Raw genomic sequence first — 18,800 nt, 5'->3', positions numbered from 1 at the left:
GAAACGCTTAAATTCGAAATCCTTCTTACTTCGCTTAATGTATCTCGTCCCGAAGAAGTTCTTCATCAGTTCTGGCTGTGCTGTCAGCAAGGTCTCTGACCTTAACGCTTTCGACAAGGCCCTTCTCGAGGCCGGTATCGGTGAGCTAAACATAGTGTCCGTATCCTCGGTCCTTCCCGTAGGGGCTGAGCAGGTCGGGATCAGGGAGCTGCCCATGGGGGCCGTCACTCACTGTGTCCTTGCCCAGATGAGGGGCGGAGAGGGCGAGATGATATCGGCCGGTATCGCCTATGGCTTCAGAAAGGACGGAAAGGGCGGCTACGTGGCCGAGGGACACATTCATGGGTCCAAGAAGGCCCTCCGTGAGATCATGGAGTGGAAGATGGACGAGATGGCCAAGCTGCGCGGGATAGAGATGGAGACCATCGAGTACCGCATCGAGGAGCTGTCCGTACCTATGGACAACTACGGCGCCTGCGTCGCTGCCTTGGTGTTCATCGAATACTAAATGTTCGGTGTTATCGTCTGCCCCCACTGCACCCTCGTGCTGGGAGCCGACCTGGACATGGCCCGCGTGACCTGCCCCCGCTGCGGGGGTAAGGTCAACGTGAGGAAGGCCAAGGTCTACTATCGCACTGATTCCAGTAAGGAACTGGCCGAGGCGGTGCGGCAGGTGGGAGAGCGCTTGGTCTACGACATCGAAAGGCTCGCCGTGCCTGTTGTTCCTTGCTCATCGGTAAGGGATCCCTCACGGGGGGAGGAGCCGACGCTGAGGATGCTGGCCGTGAAGCTGACAGAGAAGGTCAAAGAGTTCTCGCGAGATGACCTGCGCGTGGCCCTAGGTGACGTGGACGAGGAGGAGCTGGACCGCGTTCTCACCAACCTGCTGGAGGATGGCGTCATCTACGAGGCTACTGCCGGAAGATACAGGCCAGCGTGAGTTCCGGTCCTATGGTGTAGGTGTTCCCCCGGCTTATCGTCTTGACCGATTCCATGTAACCGAGGCTCGCGTACTCGTCCGAGTACATCGGCACTTTTCCATCATCATAGGAGGTGGGATCGTAGGTCGTGGAGAACGTATAGTAGTAATCGCTGAGGTGAGTGCCGTTGCCGTCATCGGTGAAGTCGATGAAGCGGTTGGACTTGAACACCATGAAATCCTTGTTCACCACATCTATGGTGACGTTCTCCCCTCCTCCCGATGCCAGGGGAACGTAGGCCTGCACCCAGCCGTGCCCGCCCCAGCTGCTCTCCGCCTCCACATATAGGGCGCCCATCTGCAGCCAGGCAGGAACGCCGGCGGACCGGGCGAGGGAACAAAAGAGGATCGACTGGTCGTCGCAGTCGCCAACCTTGGACAGCAGGGTCTGCACAGCGCTCTGCGGCTCACCTCCGGTGGACGTGGTGGGGTAGCGGATGTTCTCCGTCATCCAATCGTAAATGCTCTTCAGCACCTGGTAACCGTTGGTCTCGTTGCCCACTACCTGCTCGGCCGTGGACCGTATCAGGGGCGAGGTGATGTTTATCTTGTATTCCCCGTAGCCGTTAGACCACTGGTTGTGAATGTACTGGCTCCGGAGGTATGAGGGGATGTAGCTGATGTTTCGAGATCCATCCTTTCCGATGTCCCATATCTTGCTCTTCACCATCACCTCATAGGTGACCACGCACGTCCTCTCCTGGTTCCCTCCGAAGGCCGTACCGTTCCACTCCACCCAACGTTGACCATAACGTACCTCATCCGAGGTGACCGCAGGTACATATTGGATATCGGTCACGTTCTGAAGGGTGAAACCGTTCTGCACGATTGTCTCTGGCTCGCTGATGTCGAAATTGTAGCCCAGGATATCTCCGCCGTTGGCATCGACTGTCAACGAGCGCTGGAGAGTGAAGGTGGAGCTCTCCGGGTACCGGGGGTTGAAAGGCGAGGCCACGAGGTCGCGGAGGAACGACTGGACCGTGGGGGTGAACAATAAAAAGGCTACGATCACGAGAACGGCGACCACCGCGGCAACCTTCGCCGCCTGACCTCTCTTCCTGCCCTGGGACACGATTTTAATGAGGATGAGTATATGATTTTAACCTTTCTACTTGGCTACCTTTCTCGCTTTTTTAGATTTTTTCTCACCGGTCCTCTCGAGAGCCTCCTTGACATACTGAGGGAGGAGCCTCTCATGAACGAAATAGTAGTATATGGCGGTGAAAATCAACGCGATCAGGAACAGGGTTATCCCCAAGAGGTTCCCCTCTGATAATGTAATGTCGGACGAGGGCAACAACATCAAGGTCACCGCCAGGTGTACCACCACTGCCTGACCGAAGAATGGCCACGGGGTACCCCGGGCCACGCCCATGCCTATGGTCGTCCCGGTAGAGATGTGCAACAGGGCCAGCATCGAGGAGTAGATGATGGTGATCGATATGGCCAAGACGTCCAGGCCCACTCCGGTGAGGGCCCGGTTCACGATACCGAATGCCAGCGCCGAGGCCATCCCCGCGCTCAGACCGAAGGCGTAGAACGGTGTGTCCGCCCTCCTCTGGAACCGAGGCATGTTCATGATCATCAGCTTCACGGCCTCCTCCAGAAGGAAGCCTACTATGACATACTCGAGCGGCAGGACGAGCGACACGACGTACAGGGCGACCCCTATCACTATGCCCACGGCGAACATCCCGAAGAGCTTGGGGTCGCTGAAATAGGGCTTGTCCACCCGCGGATAGGTGTACTTCTGCAGGGTCCACAGCATCAGGATGATCGGCGGGGTGAAGCCTATTGCGGCGGCCACGAGCGAGGTGATGTCCATCCGCTTTCGTGGAGAAGGTGTGCCTATTTCAACCTATGTCTAGGTGACGAGCTTGTCATAGTAGTGGGCCACCACACAGGCCTCGGTGCACTTGCCGCACCGCGTGCACCTCTCCTCATCAATCACGATGCCGTCATCCAGGCGGATGGCCTTGGTCCTGCAGTTGCGAAGGCAGATCCCGCACTCGGTGCACAGCTGCGCGCGCAGCAGCGCCTTGGCCCCGGCCTCGAATATGGCGTGAGCCTTCTCCGGCGTTGGTCCGGTGGCCACCATCTGACCCCCACCGAACACCTTCAGCGTCGAGTCCTTGGTCTTGACCAGGGCGATCTCGAACTCCTTGGAGTACTTCACCTGGCCGACGGTCTTGAGGGCCTCCACCACCCGCGAGAAATCACGCTTGCGTGGTAGTGAGAGCACCCCTTCCGCAGAGTACCCTCCGGTGAGGCAGGGTGATACCCCCTTCACCCATTTAAGCTCCAGGCGGTCCGAGCGCACCTCCGGGAGCCTTAGGTCCACCTCCTCGGCCAGCTGGCGCATCTTCCGTGGGTAAACTTTCCACCGCCAGAAGCCTAACTTGACGTACTCGTCACCGCTGCCGTTCTTCCGCGACCATGCCTTGAGGTGGGAGTCCCATCGGGCGTGCAGGTCGGGGTGGATCTCCGCGGTGCTTCTCCATTCGCTCTCCAGGCAGGAAGGGCAGAGATAACAACCGATGCGCTCGAAGTCCCTCTCGTATAGAGGGTTGTAGTCCAGGTTCCTCCACCAGATGTAGCCCCACACATCCACCGCGCGCCAGTCCCGGATGGGGTTGAGGATCACCTGGTTGGGGACAAAGGGGTTCCTCTCCACGAAGGATATGGTGGAACGGGCGAAGGACTCGAAGGCCCTGTTGCCCTCGATGGTCACTGTCCCCCGGGGGAAGTTCTTCTCTATGAGGTCGGTCAGGGGGGCGAGCTTGCACACCTTGCAGCACCAGCGGAAGTCCTTGGCCGGCGGACCGAAGGAGCCGACCTGTTCCCAGAAGGCGTTGCCGGCATCGGCGACCAGTAGTCGCTTGCGGTTCTTGCGGGCGAAGTCCTCCACAAAGCGCACCGTCTCCGGGAACTCCAGGCCGGTGTTCACGAATATGAGGGTAGCTTCGGGAGCGGCCTTCACGGCCAGACCGTAGCAGGCCAGGGAGTCCTTGCCGCCGCTGAAGGAAAGCGTCACCGGAAGCTTGTTGTTGCCTATGAACGACCGTATGTCGGACACTCCCCTGCTCTCCAGCGCCCGCAGGTAGGTCTCGTTGGCGTTGACGAAGCCGGTCCACGAGGAGCGCTTCTTGGCCACCTCGATGGTGCCCTTTCCCACGTCCCGCACCCCCACCGCCTTTTCGGCCTCACGGACGCGATCGCTCGGCACCTTGGCCACGGCGCTGCATGTCAGGTTCCCGGCCACAACGATGAGGGGGTCTCCCTCCTGGAAATCCCCCTGCACGCCAGTTATGGCCCTGCCGGGGAGGCTCTTCCCCTTGAGGTGCCCGGTGTCGTGCCCCACTGTCACCACTCCCTTGGTGGCCAGGGACCGGAGGAGGAGCGCTCCCTCCAGCCTCAGGTCGAGCCGGAAATCACTGGCCTTCAGATCGTAGCGGAGAACGCCGATGACCAGGCCTTGGAAGACGATCTCATCGGTCCGGTCCTCCCCTGCCACCTTGTTGAGGAACACCGTGCGGTTCCGAAGAAAATCAGCGTGACCGAAGTACTTCTTGAAAAGGGATATTAGCACGTCCAGGCTCTTGCCCATGCACGGTCTCAGGTCCCCCGGTTTGGACACCTCGAATCGCCTACCCGGCGAGGAGCAGACATCGCACTTAGCTCCCAGTATCAGGGTTCCGCAGGTGTCGCACCAGTGGAAGCCTACCTTTCCGTGCTCGAAATGGGCCACCCGATTAAATTGCGCCTAATATTTCAAGCTATTTGCCCCTACGCGGATCTCACACGTTAAACAGCACCATGATGAAGAAGGCGACGTAGAAAAGCCCTCCCATCATGAGGCTGGCCATGCTGAGCTCGGTCTCTGACGAGCGCCAGTAGAGAATGACCCCCGACAACAAGGCGATGCCCAAGGCCATCGCCTCCAATGCCTCCACGGGGTTGCTGATATCTATGATCCAGGGCGTAAGCAGCAAGCCGATGGTGACGGGGATGCAGGACTGGAACACCATCGCCCCGGTTATGTTCCCTATGGCGTAGGTGTCCTTGCGCTCCCTGATCCACAGCACGCTGTTGAACTTCTCCGGGAGCTCGGTGGCGAGGGGGGTGATGAGGAGCGCCATGATTATCACAGGCACAGCGATCTCGGTGGACAGGGCCTCGATCTGCTCCACGAAGACATTGGCACCCAGAATTATTCCGCCGAGGGAGATGAAGACCTGAAGGATGATGAGCGCGGTGCTTGGCCTGTACACCTCGGTCCCCTCACCCTCCAAGCTGCCATCGGAGGATCGCTTGGACTCGGGGCGTAGACGGCGCCCCAGCTTGTGCAGGTACAACGCCTTAAGCTCCTCCTCGCACACCGAGCCCGTGCGCACGGTATACCAGATATAGACGCCATACAGGCAGAACAACCCGATCCCGAGTCCCATCTTGACGAACCTCATGTCCGAGGGCAGGAACGCCGCCAGCGCGGCCAGACCATATGCCAGCAGAAAGAACTTGAGGTCGCGGCGTATGAGGTGACCGTTGATGTGCAATGTGTTCGTTCCCCGTCTCTTCTTGAACACCAGCACCGAAAGCCCGCACACGAACAAGGCCAGGGTGGAGAGCATGAAGGGAGCGCCCAGGATAGCACCGGTGCCCAGTTCGGTCCCGGCATCCCCGGCCACGAAGAGGATGGCGATCAGAGGTATGATGGTCTCCGGAAGCGCTGTCCCGATGGCGGCCAGCACGCTTCCGACACATCCTTCGGAGAGGTTGAACCTCCTTCCGACCCACTCCACGCCGTTCGTGAACAGCTCACATGAGGCCAAGATTATGACGAAACTGAGGAGGAACAGGAGCGGGTCCATGTTATCGGGCTTGGGATAAGGTGCTCCCCTAATTATTTTTCCATGCCCAGTAGCGTTCATTGCAATAAAAAGCCGCGAACCGCTGACCTTCGACCTGGCCGATTCCAGCCCCGGAACGGATGGAAGGGGGGGAGGGGGGCAACAGGCCTCGTAGCCCATTTCATCGCACCAAAGACCGCACTACCGAACATCGGTGGACGCTTGAAAGAGAGCTGCTTCGGGCGCATGGTCCCGGATATCGTTCCCCGGGCCGGAAGGGTCAACCCTCTTATAGTGCTGCAACTCTCGCTTTAAGCAGATATGTACAGTCCAAATACCATCAACATACCTGCCGGCTATGGCAAGGTGAGCTTTGGCAAGGTGGAGATGAAGAACATCCTCATCGCCGTTTCCGCGCTCACATTGGTCTTCACCCTCGTCCTATATACTGGGTTGATCTCTAGCATCAGCGGACTGACGACGGTGGAGTCTCTGCTGTATACGGTGGGCGTATCCTTTGTCGCAGTTCTCACCGGCTTCATGCTGCACGAGCTCGCTCACAAGATCGTCGCTCAGAGGAGCGGGGCGTGGGCGGAGTTCCGCGCCTACCCTATGGGCCTTCTCATGGCGGTCCTGTTCGCGTTCATGGGTTTCCTGTTCGCCGCTCCCGGCGCGGTGTACATCCAGGGCATGATCAGCCGCAAGCAGAACGGCCTCATCAGCATCGCCGGCCCCCTCACCAACCTGGCTCTGGGATTGTCCTTCATGGGCCTGGGGTTGTGGCTCAACGCAGGCCTACTTGCATTGGCACTCTACCTGATCGGGACCGTGAACCTGATGCTGGCTGCTTTCAACCCGCTACCCATACCGCCTCTGGACGGTTACAAGGTCATGAAGTGGAACCTTCCGGTGTACATCGTGACCTTTGGTGCATCGGCGGCCCTCGCGGCCATGGTGTACCTCAACGTCCTGGCGTGATCACTGGTTCTGATCGGCGCAGGGGTAACGCAGGTGCTGGATGATGTACCCGTCCCAGTCCTGCATCTTCCCGGGGTTCATGATGTTGTTAGGGTCGAGCGCCGTCTTTATGGCCTTCATAGCGATGATGGCCGAGGCCCTCTCCTTCTGGAAATAGGGTGCCTTGGAAATGCCCACTCCATGCTCCCCTGTAACCGTTCCGCCCAGCCGCAGGCAGGTGTCGAAGATATCGCGCACCGCCTTCTCCCCAGCCCGCCATGACTCCGGGGACTCGGGGTTGAGCAGCATCTTCGTGTGCAGGTTGCCGTCCGCAGCGTGCCCGTAGGTGCCGATGATGACGCCGTACCTGTCGGCGATCTTGGCGAACTCCACCACCGCATCGGGTATCTTGGAGATGGGGACGCCCATATCATCGGCCAGGGACACCGAGACCAGGCCCTCGCCATAACGTGACAGAGCGGCCATGACGCTCTTCCGGGAGTTGGTCCACTTGGCCATCTGCGCGGGGTCGTCCGACTGCTGCAGGCCCACGGCGCCAATGGAATCCGCGACCTTTACGACCTCCACCAGTTCCTCGGCCACCACCTTGGGGTCGCCGTCGACCTCGATCATGCATAGCGCGGCCACGTCAGGCAGCCCGGCATTGATGGCCTTGTTAACGGCACGGATGCATGTGGAGTCCATGAGCTCCACTGCCGACGGGAGCAGGGGCTTGGCGATGAGCGCGGATACGCACTTCCCGGCCTTCTCCAGGGTGTCGAAGCCGGCGATGATCATGGCCATCTTCTTGGGCTTGGGAACGATCTTCAGGGTCACTTGGGTGATGATCCCCAGAGTTCCCTCGGCCCCTACGAATAGGCGGTCCAGCTGATAGCCGGAGGCGTTCTTCAGCGTCCTCGTACCCAGCTGCATGATCTCTCCCGAGGGCAGGACGACCTCCAGCCCCAGGACGTAGTCCCTGGTCCCCCCGTACTTGATGGCCCTCATGCCCGAGGCGTTGGTGGATACCATGCCACCGATGGTGCACGCCTCGGCGCTACCGGGGGTAGGAGGGAAGGTGAACTTGTATGGTCCCAGCGCCTTTTGCAGGTGGTCATAGACCACCCCTGCCTCGCATACGCAGTAGAGGTCCTCCACCCTGATCTCCTTGATCTTGTTCATCCGGGTGAGATCGATCACCATTCCTCCCTGCAGAGGTACGGCTCCACCGCACAGGCCGGTACCGGCCCCACGGGGCACCACAGGGATCTTCAGGGAGTTGGCGAGCTTCATGAGCTTGGATACCTGCTCCGTGCTCCGAGGCTGCACCACGATCTCCGGGGTGACGTGATGGATAGATGCGTCGAACCCATAAGTATACAGATCAGCAATCCTGGTGGAATAGTTGCTCTCGCCTACGATCGTCCCTATCTGCTCAACCACGTCCTGCTCCATTTTCTCACTCATCAAAGGATTATGCAGGGATTATAAAAAGTCTATCGGGAATTTGAGAGCAAGTTACGAATTTCTTCATTGGCTCGATGGACTCCGTTCTCGAACCTGCCTAAAAGGGATGGTGTATTCCCGAGCTGTGGAACCGAAGGATTAACTCATCCGGGTCCCTTTTAGTTCATAGGTGATCGAATGGTGGCATTACCGGAGGATGTTTTCGGCCTGATCAACGATCAGAGCTCTGCGAAAGTACTGGGAACGAGAGCGGCGAACGGAGATGTGCACCTCATCAACGTCGGTGGGGCTGGCGCTATTGACAAGGAGACCTTGTTCGTCGGGGAGATCTTCATGAAAAAGACGGGTGAGAACCTCGTCCTGGCCAAGGACCAGAACACCAAGGTGGCGATGCTGGTGTCCAAGGGCTTCAAGTCCTACGAGGTAAAGGCGTCGGTCGCGGACCACCTGACCTCGGGACCAATATTCGATAAGATGGCAGGTGTCTTCAAGAGCATGAAGTTCGACCTCAAGGGCTTGTGGCTGCTTAAGGTCGAAGAGGTGTGGAACGAGAGTCCGTCATATGATGCTGGCCAGAGGATGATCTGAGGGTCTTCCTATACCTTTTTTATTTTTCCTCGATCTTCACCTGGGCATCCTTCAGGACCTCCATGGCCCTATCCAGATAGGCTTCCTTCATAAGGATGTGGTCCGTGGAGAACGAGGAGATGGCGAACAGGCTAATGTTCTCGTCGGCGAGCAGCTTGGTGATGTAGGCTAAGAACCCGATCAGATCAAAGGGCAGCTTGGTGTCGAAAGAGATGATCTTGAAAGGCCTCTCCTCCTCGAGCACCTCAAACCCATGGTCCAGCTCCGCGACCAGAGTTATCTCCGCACCGTCAGTGACCACGGCGAACACCTTCTCGCTCAGCGGCGGGACCTCAGAAACCTTGGCTATGGAATACTCCTTCCTGCGTACGGTGGCCTTTATCTCAGTGTCTTTCTTGAACTCCTCGAACCTCATGATATGACCTGCTCGCCACCAAAACGACATTTCGGACTTATAATCCTCTGCCCCTGAGCTCCAGCCGCTTTTTGGCTCCGGGCCACATTTAGGTGCGGGCCTTACGGTCCTCCATAATCCGGGCGATGAGCCTTCCACCACGACTCCGTTCCAAACCTATCGCCTTCTCCTGGCACATCTCATGGCAGCAGTAGCAACGGATGCATTTGCCATACTTGATCCTGGCCTTCCCCCTGACAATGCGGATGACCTTCTGGGGACAGCTCCGGGCGCAGATGCCGCAACCTATGCAGCGTTCCCTGTCGATCGCGGGCCTGAGGGCATAGGCACGTAGGAGACGGGTCACCACTCTGCCCCTGGCGAGCTTGTTGCCAAGAGCGCTCTTCGTCCGAGGTGGGTGTTTGAAGTCAGCAACCGTCAAGCTTCCCGGGTCCTCGCCCAGCACCTTAACCTGCAGGTCGCTGTCCACCATCCCCCTGGCCACTGCCCTGGCGATGGCCGGTATCTCCTCGGGGCGGAAGGACATGATGGTGGCGGCCACGATGTCCAGGCTAACGCAGTTACCGCTGGCCAGGATAGCGCCGATGTGACGGGGGTCGCCTCCTGATGGTCCCTCTCCCTCCATCCCCATGACCGCATCCATGATCTGCAAATGGGGTCTCACCGCCTCGTTGAGGTCCAGGAGCATGTCGCTGAAACTGTCCACCTCCGGCATCCGGCCGTGGAGGCTGGGCTTCTCCATCCCGGGCAGGACACCGAAGATGCACTTGATGGCACCCGTCATGGTGGTGAGCACATGGGTCTTGGCCTTGGAGACCACCACGATGACATCGGCCTCGGCGGCGGGGGCGATCACCTGGAACCTCTTCACCACCTTCCCCTGGGGAGAGGGTACTTCCATGTACCTGGCCTCCGTTCCCAGTGTGACACCCGCCCTCTCCGCGGACTTGGCCATGCCCGTTACCTCGTACAGCTTCTGAAGCCGGGCCGTGGTGAATGGTGTTTCTCCTCCAGCGCTATCGGCTATCGTCACCTGACAACCGTGGTCCTTCAGCAGTTTGGCGACGGCGAAGACCACCTCCGGGTGAGTGGTCACGCACTTCTCCGGTGGGACACCCTGCAAAAGGTTGGGCTTCACCAGGACCCTCTGCCCAGGGGACACGAAACGGTCCAGGCCTCCCAGCAGGCCTATCGCCTTCCGCACAGCGTCCATGACCTGATCAGGGTCGTAGTTCTCGCATCGAACCAGTGAAACATGATCGTTTTCCTGGGACATATCGAACCCATGAAAACGTTTGACACTAATGATGATTTGGACCTTAGTTTGCCAGCAGAACGATCAGGACATTTCATAACATTTGCTTGACCGCCTTTGTACTGGTCAATTCCATTTCCTCAAGGATGAGGCACACATTTTTACCAAGTGGTTACTCCATGTAGGTCCGGATGAGGATACTGCATATCGAGAACCAGGCCGGCGTGGCATTTCAGCTGGCTCAGGCTCAGAAGCGGATGGGGCATGAGGCCCTGGTCGCAGAGACATGGGCCAATGCCATCCAGGAACCCCATGACAGGGAGTTCTACTACACGCACGCAAGTCTGGGTAAGGATCTTTTCAATGGTCTGGAACTAATCAAATTCGCTCAGGGATTCGATATCATCCATGTCCATGGTGGCTTGCATTGGAAGCGATGGGACGCCTTAGCACTGAAACTAGGGCTTCGCAAACCCTTGGTGGTGCACTATCATGGCAGCGAGGCCAGGGACGGTTATGGGATGCATTATGGATCCCTCGCCGACCACAAATATATCTCCCGACCTGATCTCTTCAGATGGGTACCTGATGGGGAGTACGTCCCCAATCCCGTAGGGGAACACCCCTACAGCTTCGACATGGAGAAAAGACCTCGTGTCATCCATATGGCCACCAACCGAAGGGCAAAGGGCACGGACCTCATCGAGAAAGCGTTGCAGGAACTGACCGAGGAAGGTCTGGACTTTGACCACATCGTCCTTCAGAACGTAGATCACCAGCGCGCCATGGAGGAGCTGGCGGGATCCCACATCCTTATCGATCAGGTCATCGACGTCTCCAAGGTGGGCATCCCCAGCATCATCGGGTTGGCCTCCTTTGAGGCCATGGCCATGGGCAAGGTCGCTATCTCCACGTTCGATGAGGAGTATAGGAAGTACTATCCCGGCTGTCCAGTAATAACCATCGATCCTGATGCAAAGGCCTTGAAGAGCGCGGTCCGAGAGGCGGTGAGGAACCTGGAGTCGGTAAAGGAACTAGGATTGGCTGGCAGAGAATATGTCCGCAGGGAGCACAGTGCTGATGTGATCGTACAACGGATCATGCCCGTATACCGGTCACTGCTGAGTAAATGAGCAATCCTATCTCACGTCATTACTTCTTGCCAGCTCCGCCACCTTCCACTCCTGCTGCAGTATTGACATCTGCACGCTGTCCAGATACTGGCCGTCCTTGAAACGGTACTGCCGGACCACCCCCTCATGAGTGAAACCGCATTTCTCGTAGGATCTTAGCGCGCGGTGGTTGTGCGAATCAGCGTACAGGCCGACCCGGTTCATGTTCATCTCATCGAAGAGATAACGCAATAGGACGAGCATGGCGTCCGTGCCGTAACCGTGGGACCATAGGTCCTTCTCCCCGATCATGATCCCGATCTCGGTCTTGCGGTTCCTCAGGTCCATTCCCATAAGGCCGATGTTCCCGATGGGACGTCCCTCCTTGGTCTCGATTACGAAGGTCCGGTCCTTGCTCTGGATCATGTGCTGGTACCATATCTCCTCGTCCTCGATGGACATGGGTGGCTCGAACTGCAGGAACTCGGTCACCTCGGGATCGTTTATCCACTTCACGAACACGGGAAGGTCGCCTCTCTCAGGGGCGCGAAGACGGACTAGCTTTCCTTCTAGCATCAGCGTCTCCCTCCCTCTTCCCTCAGGATGCTCATAAGGTGCGATGAAGCGTACTTACCGTGATGGTAATGGTCGTCCTTCATCGTTCCCTCCACCGTGAAGCCGCTGGTGGTGAAACAGGCGATGGCTCGCTCATTGTACTCGGCCACTCTTAGGTAGAGTCGGTGCATGTTCATCACCTCGAAGGCATGATCCACCAGCATGCGTGTGGCCTCGATGCCCTTTCCGCTGTCCCATTCCTGGGGCTCGCCGATGACGACATTGACCTCGGCGGTGGAGTTGCGCAGATCGATGTGCGACAGACCCGCCCAGCCGATAGCATGCTCCGATTCCAGGTCCACTATGATGAAGTCCCGGTCGGTGGGGGAGGACAGCTTCTTTCCGATCCTGGCCCGCTCCTCCTCCACGGACACGCAGAACAGCGCGTGCTTCAGGCCCATGTCCGCCAATACCCGCTGGTCGTTGAACCACTTGTAGAAGAGCCACGAATCCTCGCTTAGCATTGGTCGCAGGCCCACCTGACCTCCTTGTTTCATGAACAGTTTCACTCCGTCCGTTCATGAGGGTGGTAATCGATAATAATCATTGGGGGATGTCAAAAGTGGCTTAAGGGAGAATATTATATGACGACCTCATGGACATGAAGATGGTGCTGCTTGGGGCCCCCGGCTCGGGGAAGGGTACTCAGGCGAAGAGGCTTTGCCAGGAGCTAGGGCTGACGTTGATCTCCACGGGCGACCTCCTCAGAGAGGCGGTCCGCAACAACACCCCGCTGGGAGTGAAGGCGAAGGGGTTCATGGACGCCGGCAAGCTCGTCCCCGATGAGCTGGTCATCGGCCTTATCCGTGAGAAGGTGTCGGCATTGAAAGGAGGGTTCCTCCTCGACGGCTTCCCGCGGAACCTGGAGCAGGCCAGGATGCTCGATGAGATAGCAGACATCAACCTCGCGGTGAACCTGGACGTGGACGAACAGATCATCGTGGACCGCATCGTGAACCGTCGTAGCTGCAAACAGTGCAACGAGGTCTACCACCTTATCGCCAAACCCACGAGGGAGGAGGGTGTGTGCGACAAGTGCGGGGGCGAGCTGTACCAGAGGACCGACGACACCGAGGCGGTGGTAAGGGAGCGCCTGCGGGTGTACAAGGAGCGAACCCTGCCGTTGGCCAAGTTCTACAGCGAGAGGGGGATACTGGTGGACGTCGATGGTCAGGGGGAGATCGACGATGTGTACGACCGCATCCTCGCGGCCATAAATGATTTCAAGAACTGAACATGATGGGGGCCGGGCCCCTCCCGGTCCCCACAGCGATACATTTAAAATATAGTAGCATTTTCCAGGCCCGCTACTATAGCCCCGTAGTGTAGCGGTCAATCATGCGAGACTCTGGATCTTGCGACGGCAGTTCGAATCTGCCCGGGGCTACCATCCTTCTAACCCTTATTTCAGGTCCTTAGGCTCGAGATGCACCGTTCCGTTGGCAAGGTCCCTAAGGTACTGCTCCCCGTCCTCAGGGCCGCGCACATACAGGGTGTCTCCTTCCATCATCATGGTGTACTGGTCAGGACCGTAGATGTAGCGTCGGCCGCGGCGGATGGCGATGGCGTACATACCGGTATTGGTCGCCAGCTTGATCTTCCCCAGTGTCGCTCCGGCGAGGTCGGAGGTGACTCCCACTGTCACCGCGGTGATGATTATATCGGTCTCGCGCAGCGACAGCTGTATGACCGGATGAGGCGGGACGTCCCGCCTGACCACATCGGCGATCTTCATGGCTGCGCCGGAGATCTCCCCGACGGACTGCGCCAGCCGGATGATGAGAAGCGCCTTCTTGATGTCCTTGTCGTCCACAGCATTTTGGACGGCCATCTCCTGGATGTCGTTCTCCAGCTCCTGCATGCGAGCATCCAGCTGGTTGACCTCTTCGGCTATGTCGCGGTTGTTGTACAGTAGCGATGAGTACGCGAGGTCCACCATCAGCTCGGAGGTGTCCTTGATCTCCAGCAGCATCTCCTCCAGGGGTCCCATCACGGTCCCTCCTGTGGGTACACTGGCCACTTCTCCATTCCGGTAGCGAAGCGCCGCAGGCGCTCAAAACCGTCCTCGGTCCCGCGGACCACCAGGACGTCACCCTCCTTCAGGGTCACTTCCTTCTCCGGGTCGTAGATCCAGCGGATCCCCCGCTTTATGGCTATGATCCTCATCCCAGTTTCAGTCTCCACGCTCAGAGATTCCAGGGTCTTGCCCTTCATGTCCGACTGCTCGGACAGCGTCTGCAGGCGGATCTTCTCTTCCGCCTCCTTGAGCACCAGGCTCACGATGGGGCTGCCCTTGGGGTTCAGCTCCAGCAGGTCCACGATGTCACCCGCGGCCTTGGACATGGCGGCGGCACCCTCGGCCACCTGCAGGAGGACGGATAGCTGCACCGCGTCCTGCTTGGTACGCGATGCTAGCATCATGCGGATCTTGATCTCGTGGTTGAGGGTGTCCATCCTCGATCCGAGATGATGCACCTCGGCACCGATCTCCTGGCTGTCGAACAGCAGGGCAGCATATGCCAAGTCCACAATGACCTCCGAGATGTCCTTCATCTCGGTGAGAAGCTCCCTTACGGTCAGATGCTCGTCTTCCTCATCGTCGGGGGAATCGAAGAAAGGCATTAGTTAACGCACACTCCCATGGCACAGTGCTCCATCCAAGTACGTGTCCAGAAGCTCCTTCCTAACAACGTCCTTGCCCTTCACTTCTGTGCACCGCGCCAACACGAGGCTCAACGCGCTCGCTCGTTCCTCTAATCTCTATGGCATATATATGAATTATCGGCCCCCGCCATGGTCCGGGCTGCGCATGGCATGTGAAAGAATTACATATAGGAAGTAGGGGTTTCCTGCACGAGGTGAGCAATATTGTTCAAGGAGACAAGGACCTTCTTTGTAAACAACAGATCGGTCTTCTCCCTGGGCATGGTAGCACTGATGATCTCCTCGTTAGGCGATCTCATCGCCGGCGTCACCCTAGGCACCATGAGCGGCACCTTGGAGCTGCTTCCCGGTCTCATGATCCTCATACCTCCGGCCATCGGTATGCGGGGCAACATCTTCGGCGCCCTGGGGAGCCGTCTGGGCACCGCGATGCACATAGGTACCTTTGAGATCTCCTTCCGCAAGGGGGGCATCCTCCGATCGAACATGGAGTCCTCCCTGCTCCTCACTCTGGCCATGTCCGTCCTCATGGGTGTCCTTGCCAGCGCCACCTGCCTCCTGCTGGGACTGGAGTCCATGTCCGTGGAGAAGCTGATCTTCATCTCCGTTCTCGGCGGCATACTGGCCGGCCTGGTCCTGATCCTCATCAACATCATCGTGGCGGGCATCGGGTTCCGGCGCAACTGGGACATCGACAACATTTCCGCTCCGCTGATCACGGCGGCCGGGGACATCGTGACCCTGCCCATGCTGTTCCTCTCGGCCATAATCGTCCTCAACTCCCCGGATTTCACCATCCTCCTGTTCTCGATAATGTTCATCCTCGTGACCATCGTGCTGGTGGGAATGGCCATATCCAAGGGAACGGGGGAGATGCGGCGCATCTTTGTACAGAGCGCTCCCGTTCTCACCTTGTGCATCCTGCTGGACATAGTCGCGGGGGTGACCATCGAGCACCAGCTGGAGGCCCTGGTGGCACTGCCGGTCCTGCTGGTACTGATACCCCCCTTCCTGGAGGACGCCAACGCCCTGGGGGGCATCCTCACATCCCGCTTCTCATCCCTGCTGCACATGGGTATCCTGGAACCGGGGAGGGCCCCGGGGAGGGTGGCCATGGAGAACTTCGCCATCATCTACATCTTCGCTCTGTGGGTGTTCACACTCCTGGGCATATCATCCTACGCCGTGGGGCTGCTTCTAGGGCTGGCCTCACCGCCCCTGTGGGAGATGGTTTTCCTGTCTTTGACCGCAGGTCTGGTGACGGTGACGATCCTCAACATCATCGCCTACTACGTGGCCGTGATGACGTATCGCTTCTCCCTCGACCCCGATGACCATTCCATCCCCTTGACCTCCTCGGCCATAGACTCCGTGGGGGCGGTGGCGCTCATGGTGTTCATCGTCATCATGGGGCTGTCCGTGGGTTGAACAGGGCTTGTATCTGATCTGCCCTTTCAGACGCTCCCGACAGGCTTATACTCTCCTCCACGTTCCGGTTATAAGGCGAGGGTCCATGATAGAACGTAAGGCCATCCACGAGGTCCTTGAGGACTATGATCCCAGCAGTGCAATGATAGGCGTTATCGGCTCCCACTCCGCGCTCGACACCTGCGATGGTGCGGTGGAGGAGGGCTTCCACACCTTGGCCGTATGCCAGGAGGGCAGGGACGCTCCCTATTCCCGTTACTTCAAGGCGTTCCGTGATAAGAAGGACAACGTGACCCGGGGGATGGTGGACGAGGTCATGCTGCTGCCCAGGTTCAAGGACATCCTGAGACCGGACATCATGTCGGACCTCCGGAGCCGAAACGTCCTGTTCGTGCCCAACCGCTCCTTCACCTCCTACTGCTCGATCGATTCGGTGGAGAATGATTTCCTGGTGCCCCTTGTGGGATCGCGCAACCTCCTCCGCAGCGAGGACCGGGGCGGGCCCCAGGACTACTACTGGCTCCTGGACAAGGCGGGGATGCCCTACCCCCGGAAGATCACAGATCCACAGGACATAGACTCCCTCAGCATCGTGAAGCTCCATCATGCCAAGAAGAAGCTAGAGAGGGGTTTCTTCACCTGCGCGTCCTATGATGAGTATGTTCAGAAATCGGAGCAACTGATCAGGCAGGGGGTCATCGACCGGGAGACCCTGGAGAGCGCGAGGATGGAGGAGTACATCATCGGCCCCGTGTTCAACCTGGACTTCTTCTACTCGCCCCTGGAGAAGCGCGGGGAGCGGGTGGAGCTCATCGGAGTGGACTGGAGGTTCGAGAGCTCCCTCGACGGGCATGTGCGCATACCTGCTGTCCAGCAGATCACCTTGAACGAGGAGCAGAAGGTACCCGAGTACACCGTCTGCGGCCATAATTCCGCAACCCTTAGGGAGAGCCTGCTGGAGAAGGCGTTCGAGCTCGCAGAGAAGTACGTCCAGGCGACCAAGGAGCTGTTCTCTCCGGGCATCATCGGACCGTTCTGCCTCCAGACCTGTGTGGACAAGGACCTCAACTTCTTCATCTATGATGTGGCGCCACGCATCGGCGGCGGCACCAACGTCCATATGAACGTGGGGCATGCCTACGGCAACTCCCTGTGGCGCCAGAACATGTCCACCGGGCGCAGGCTGGCCATGGAGGTCAGGAGGGCGGTGGAGGAAGGGCGCCTCAAGGAGATCGTGACCTGAGCAGAACGCTGCCATGCGCCTTCGTCTCGTGGACACGGACCTGGTGAGCCCGGAGCGCTCCGCGGCCATCGACGAGGCCATCCTCCAGGCGAGGGGGGAAGGGTCCGTCCCCGATACGCTTCACCTGTACCGAAGGAGCGGTCCCACGGTCTCCCTGGGCTATTTTGAAAGGTCTGACGAATGCCTGGACATGGAGGCCATGGAACGTCTGGGGGTGAGGGCGGTAAGGCGGGCGAGCGGCGGCAGCGCCATATATACCGATCCCGGACAGCTCATCTACTCTGTGATCATGGACCGCCGCTCCGTCCCCGAGGATCCCCAAGAGACGTTCCGTATGCTCTGTCGGGGGCTGGTCCTGGGCCTGGAGGAGCTGGGGGTGAGTGCTGAATATAAGCCAGTGAACGACATCCTGGTCGACGGCCGCAAGATCTCCGGGAGCGCCCAGATGCGCAGGGGGGGTGCGGTCCTGCAGCACGGGACGTTGTTGGTAAGCGTCGACTATGACAGGATGTTCGCGGTCCTGCGCTCGAACAAGCGCGTCCGTGCCTCCATGGTCTCCTTGTCAGAGTTAATTGTGCCTGTACCGTCCATGGACGCGGTGAAAATAGCGGTGGTCCGGGGGTTCTCGAAAGCTCTGGGATGCACTATGGAGAAGGGGTATCTGACCTCCAACGAGGTTCAATCGATGGATGACCTGGTGGCTACGAAGTACGGCCGGGAACAGCATACCTTCCTGCGTTAGACGTACTTCTCCAGGTCCAGGTACGCTACCTTCCTGTCCTCGGCCATGAACCCCATCTTCTTATGCAGGAGGAGCGAGCTGATGTTGTTCGGGGCTATCGAACTGTGGACGACCAGGGCACCCTTCTTCTTGCCCTCCAGCGCCAGATGCCGCAGGAGCATGTAGCCGATGCCCATCCGGCGGAACTCCCTGTCCACCCCAATGTTCTCCAGCCACACCGCTTTCTCGATGCCGTCGATCCATTGGACCATCTGGCCGAAGACGAAGCCCACTACCTGGTCCCCCTCCTTGGCTATGAAGCTGAGGCCCTGGTCCCGGTAGAACGAGAACGAGCCGCTGGCCGACGCTCCCAACTTCTGCCTGACCTCCTGAGAGAAGTCGTCCCACTTCATTGCCATGGGCCCCTCGACATACTCCCGCACGCAGGCCAGTTCCAGCATGCGCACCGACACGCGTTCCTCATCGGTCAGGGGGACTATCTTCAT

At 58.8% G+C, this 18,800-nt stretch carries 21 protein-coding genes and 1 tRNA gene; 10 read left to right on the top strand and 12 right to left on the bottom strand.

Annotated features, from left to right (window positions below; genetic code table 11):
• Window positions 1-37: 37 nt before the first annotated feature.
• Both GXX95_04215 and GXX95_04210 read left to right on the top strand, forming a co-directional pair.
• Complete coding sequence (locus GXX95_04215; protein NLT37348.1) at window positions 38-508, top strand: pyruvoyl-dependent arginine decarboxylase; 471 nt, start codon at window positions 38-40, stop codon at window positions 506-508.
• Window positions 509-940: a hypothetical protein gene (locus GXX95_04210; protein ID NLT37347.1), complete on the top strand. Its 432-nt coding sequence runs from the start codon at window positions 509-511 to the stop codon at window positions 938-940.
• Here GXX95_04210 and GXX95_04205 read toward each other — a convergent pair.
• From GXX95_04205 to GXX95_04190, 4 genes are read right to left on the bottom strand one after another with little or no spacing between them, the layout of a single operon-like run.
• Window positions 912-2,051 (bottom strand): transglutaminase domain-containing protein, encoded by a 1,140-nt coding sequence (locus tag GXX95_04205; protein ID NLT37346.1) that lies wholly within the window; start codon window positions 2,049-2,051, stop codon window positions 912-914. The two genes, GXX95_04210 and GXX95_04205, sit on opposite strands and share 29 nt — an antisense overlap.
• A 36-nt stretch (window positions 2,052-2,087) precedes the next feature.
• Window positions 2,088-2,804, bottom strand: a complete 717-nt coding sequence (locus GXX95_04200) for a hypothetical protein (GenBank protein NLT37345.1) — start codon at window positions 2,802-2,804, stop codon at window positions 2,088-2,090.
• Window positions 2,805-2,843: 39 nt separating this feature from the next.
• Complete coding sequence (locus GXX95_04195) at window positions 2,844-4,727, bottom strand: phosphoadenosine phosphosulfate reductase family protein (protein NLT37344.1); 1,884 nt, start codon at window positions 4,725-4,727, stop codon at window positions 2,844-2,846.
• Between the two features lie 49 nt (window positions 4,728-4,776).
• A complete protein-coding gene (locus GXX95_04190) occupies window positions 4,777-5,850 on the bottom strand; it encodes a sodium:calcium antiporter (GenBank protein ID NLT37343.1) in 1,074 nt (357 codons plus the stop codon).
• 300 nt (window positions 5,851-6,150) lie between these two features.
• Here GXX95_04190 and GXX95_04185 point away from each other — a divergent pair, with 300 nt between their 5' ends.
• Window positions 6,151-6,807 (top strand): site-2 protease family protein, encoded by a 657-nt coding sequence (locus tag GXX95_04185; protein ID NLT37342.1) that lies wholly within the window; start codon window positions 6,151-6,153, stop codon window positions 6,805-6,807.
• On the opposite strand, the gene GXX95_04180 is transcribed toward GXX95_04185, so the two are convergent.
• On the bottom strand, window positions 6,808-8,241 hold the full coding sequence (locus GXX95_04180; protein ID NLT37341.1) for an FAD-binding protein: 1,434 nt from the start codon (window positions 8,239-8,241) through the stop codon (window positions 6,808-6,810).
• 189 nt (window positions 8,242-8,430) lie between these two features.
• On the opposite strand from GXX95_04180, the gene GXX95_04175 reads away from it, so the two are divergent.
• Window positions 8,431-8,841, top strand: coding sequence for a pyridoxamine 5'-phosphate oxidase family protein (locus GXX95_04175; GenBank protein NLT37340.1), 411 nt, complete (start codon window positions 8,431-8,433; stop codon window positions 8,839-8,841).
• 19 nt (window positions 8,842-8,860) lie between these two features.
• Here the strand turns inward: GXX95_04175 and GXX95_04170 are convergent, their stop codons facing one another.
• Both GXX95_04170 and GXX95_04165 read right to left on the bottom strand, forming a co-directional pair.
• Window positions 8,861-9,256, bottom strand: a complete 396-nt coding sequence (locus tag GXX95_04170) for an ACT domain-containing protein (protein NLT37339.1) — start codon at window positions 9,254-9,256, stop codon at window positions 8,861-8,863.
• 88 nt (window positions 9,257-9,344) lie between these two features.
• A complete protein-coding gene (locus GXX95_04165) occupies window positions 9,345-10,532 on the bottom strand; it encodes a DUF362 domain-containing protein (GenBank protein ID NLT37338.1) in 1,188 nt (395 codons plus the stop codon).
• A gap of 170 nt (window positions 10,533-10,702) precedes the next feature.
• On the opposite strand from GXX95_04165, the gene GXX95_04160 reads away from it, so the two are divergent.
• A complete protein-coding gene (locus GXX95_04160; protein ID NLT37337.1) occupies window positions 10,703-11,644 on the top strand; it encodes a glycosyltransferase family 4 protein in 942 nt (313 codons plus the stop codon).
• Window positions 11,645-11,650: 6 nt separating this feature from the next.
• On the opposite strand, the gene GXX95_04155 is transcribed toward GXX95_04160, so the two are convergent.
• Together GXX95_04155 and GXX95_04150 are read right to left on the bottom strand one after the other, a co-directional pair.
• Entirely contained in the window at window positions 11,651-12,199 is a 549-nt protein-coding gene (locus GXX95_04155; protein NLT37336.1) for a GNAT family N-acetyltransferase, read from the bottom strand.
• A complete protein-coding gene (locus GXX95_04150; protein ID NLT37335.1) occupies window positions 12,199-12,717 on the bottom strand; it encodes a GNAT family N-acetyltransferase in 519 nt (172 codons plus the stop codon). Before GXX95_04150 ends, GXX95_04155 begins: the two co-directional genes overlap by 1 nt.
• 122 nt (window positions 12,718-12,839) lie before the next feature.
• Between GXX95_04150 and GXX95_04145 the strand changes: the two genes are divergently transcribed.
• Both GXX95_04145 and GXX95_04140 read left to right on the top strand, forming a co-directional pair.
• Window positions 12,840-13,472: an adenylate kinase gene (locus GXX95_04145; protein NLT37334.1), complete on the top strand. Its 633-nt coding sequence runs from the start codon at window positions 12,840-12,842 to the stop codon at window positions 13,470-13,472.
• A gap of 80 nt (window positions 13,473-13,552) precedes the next feature.
• Window positions 13,553-13,628 (top strand) — tRNA-Gln (locus tag GXX95_04140).
• 12 nt (window positions 13,629-13,640) lie between these two features.
• Here the strand turns inward: GXX95_04140 and GXX95_04135 are convergent.
• Entirely contained in the window at window positions 13,641-14,228 is a 588-nt protein-coding gene (locus GXX95_04135; GenBank protein NLT37333.1) for a hypothetical protein, read from the bottom strand.
• On the bottom strand, window positions 14,228-14,860 hold the full coding sequence (locus GXX95_04130; protein NLT37332.1) for a potassium transporter TrkA: 633 nt from the start codon (window positions 14,858-14,860) through the stop codon (window positions 14,228-14,230). The genes GXX95_04135 and GXX95_04130 overlap by 1 nt, the downstream gene beginning before the upstream one ends.
• 246 nt (window positions 14,861-15,106) lie before the next feature.
• Between GXX95_04130 and GXX95_04125 the strand changes: the two genes are divergently transcribed.
• The 3 genes from GXX95_04125 to GXX95_04115 all read left to right on the top strand — a co-directional run bounded on the left by GXX95_04125 (window position 15,107) and on the right by GXX95_04115 (window position 18,315).
• Window positions 15,107-16,330: an Mg/Co/Ni transporter MgtE gene (locus tag GXX95_04125; protein NLT37331.1), complete on the top strand. Its 1,224-nt coding sequence runs from the start codon at window positions 15,107-15,109 to the stop codon at window positions 16,328-16,330.
• 85 nt (window positions 16,331-16,415) lie between these two features.
• Window positions 16,416-17,573 carry a formate--phosphoribosylaminoimidazolecarboxamide ligase family protein gene (locus GXX95_04120; GenBank protein ID NLT37330.1) on the top strand — a complete coding sequence of 386 codons (1,158 nt, stop codon included), beginning with the start codon at window positions 16,416-16,418 and terminating at the stop codon, window positions 17,571-17,573.
• A gap of 13 nt (window positions 17,574-17,586) precedes the next feature.
• Window positions 17,587-18,315, top strand: a complete 729-nt coding sequence (locus GXX95_04115; GenBank protein ID NLT37329.1) for a lipoate--protein ligase family protein — start codon at window positions 17,587-17,589, stop codon at window positions 18,313-18,315.
• On the opposite strand, the gene GXX95_04110 is transcribed toward GXX95_04115, so the two are convergent.
• Complete coding sequence (locus tag GXX95_04110) at window positions 18,312-18,800, bottom strand: GNAT family N-acetyltransferase (protein NLT37328.1); 489 nt, start codon at window positions 18,798-18,800, stop codon at window positions 18,312-18,314. The genes GXX95_04115 and GXX95_04110 overlap by 4 nt on opposite strands.

Source organism: Methanomassiliicoccus sp., assembly GCA_012719175.1.
GTDB lineage: Archaea > Thermoplasmatota > Thermoplasmata > Methanomassiliicoccales > Methanomassiliicoccaceae > UBA6.
This window is presented reverse-complemented; position numbering and strand designations above follow the sequence as displayed.